Below are 1,154 nucleotides of genomic sequence, written 5' to 3' on the forward strand. Positions count from 1 at the left end.
CAACCCCCCGCCCTGCGCCCCCACGACATCTTTCTAATTCAAACCAACCCCCCCCCCGTGGGGGGCCCCCCCCCGGGGGGGCGCCCCCCACCGGTGCCCCCCCCCCGCCACGAAAAGCTCAGGCGCCGTTGATCGAACGACTACCGAGCTTGGTTACTTCTTCTCGATCGAAGCGTTGACCTTTGTCGCGGCAAAGGTGTCCGTCGGAATCGAACTCGTCTTGCAGTCGGTCATCTTGATGCCCGTGATAGTCGCGGTGGCAGTGACCTTTTCGTTGTTGTCGTTCGTGCCCTCCGCCATCGCGGTGGAAGGCTTACCGTCCAGCGGAACGGTCACCTTGATATCGCCGCCCTTGGAAAATTCGTCGCCCTCTTTGGCTGCGCCGTTGGCTTTGTCGATCTCCGCCGTCAGCACGCAGGACTTGCCGTCCTCGCTCGCGGTTGCGGTGATCGGGCCGGACGTCCCGTTCGCACCCGCCCCCACACAATCCTCGTTATCCGCGTAGTTCTTGAAGTCCTTGGTCAGCTTCGCGGTTCCGATGACGTCGGAACCCTTCTTCTTGAGCGTGACCGAGCCCGTGCCGTCAGTGCACTTGGACGTCGTCGTCGCCGCAGCCGAGCTCGGGGCATCGACTACGTGATAACCGATTGCGGACACAGCCAACAATCCGGCGGCCACATAAGCGACGCGCCGCGTTGTCCGGCGGCGGCTGCGTGTCGAGCTGGGTGAACCGAGCTCTTCTGCTCGTTCGATTGCCATCGCGAACCTTCCCATCGACTGAGAGATCACTAGAAACAACACCCCCACGGGTCTGGAACCCGGGACAGAGGTCGTCACGATCCTGCTGAGAGCCTGGTGAAGATTGGACTGCGAGCAGAACCTACCATCTGGAATGGTCATCTAGCATTCGTTGCCGTAGCGCGCCTGGATGGGATGATTTATGCCGGTCAGGGGACTGAACGGTCGACTATTCGATGAAATGTCAAGGAGGTCGCGTGTAGTGGCGCGTCTTAGAAACGACGAAAGCCCCCCAGCGTGAGCTGGGGGGCTTTCGTGAATGATGTTCCGGCGGTGTCCTACTCTCCCACACCCTGTCGAGTGCAGTACCATCGGCGCTGGCAAGCTTAGCTTCCGGGTTCGGAATGGGACCGGGC

1 protein-coding gene and 1 rRNA gene are annotated in these 1,154 nt (G+C 61.5%); both read right to left on the reverse strand.

Going from position 1 to position 1,154, the window contains the following annotated elements; genetic code table 11:
• Window positions 1–153: 153 nt before the first annotated feature.
• Complete coding sequence (locus tag ACIBK2_RS43085) at window positions 154–759, reverse strand: hypothetical protein (protein WP_396976564.1); 606 nt, start codon at window positions 757–759, stop codon at window positions 154–156.
• A 304-nt stretch (window positions 760–1,063) separates the two neighbouring features.
• Window positions 1,064–1,154, reverse strand: a 5S ribosomal RNA gene (rrf, locus tag ACIBK2_RS43090); the annotation flags it as partial.

It is taken from the genome of Nocardia sp. NPDC050175 (assembly GCF_044459885.1).
In the GTDB taxonomy this organism is placed as follows: domain Bacteria; phylum Actinomycetota; class Actinomycetes; order Mycobacteriales; family Mycobacteriaceae; genus Nocardia.

Bases quoted from the DNA above. Each gene is read 5' to 3' on its own strand.
- ACIBK2_RS43085 (WP_396976564.1), bottom strand. From the start codon at position 759: ATGGCAATCGAACGAGCAGAAGAGCTCGGTTCACCCAGCTCGACACGC.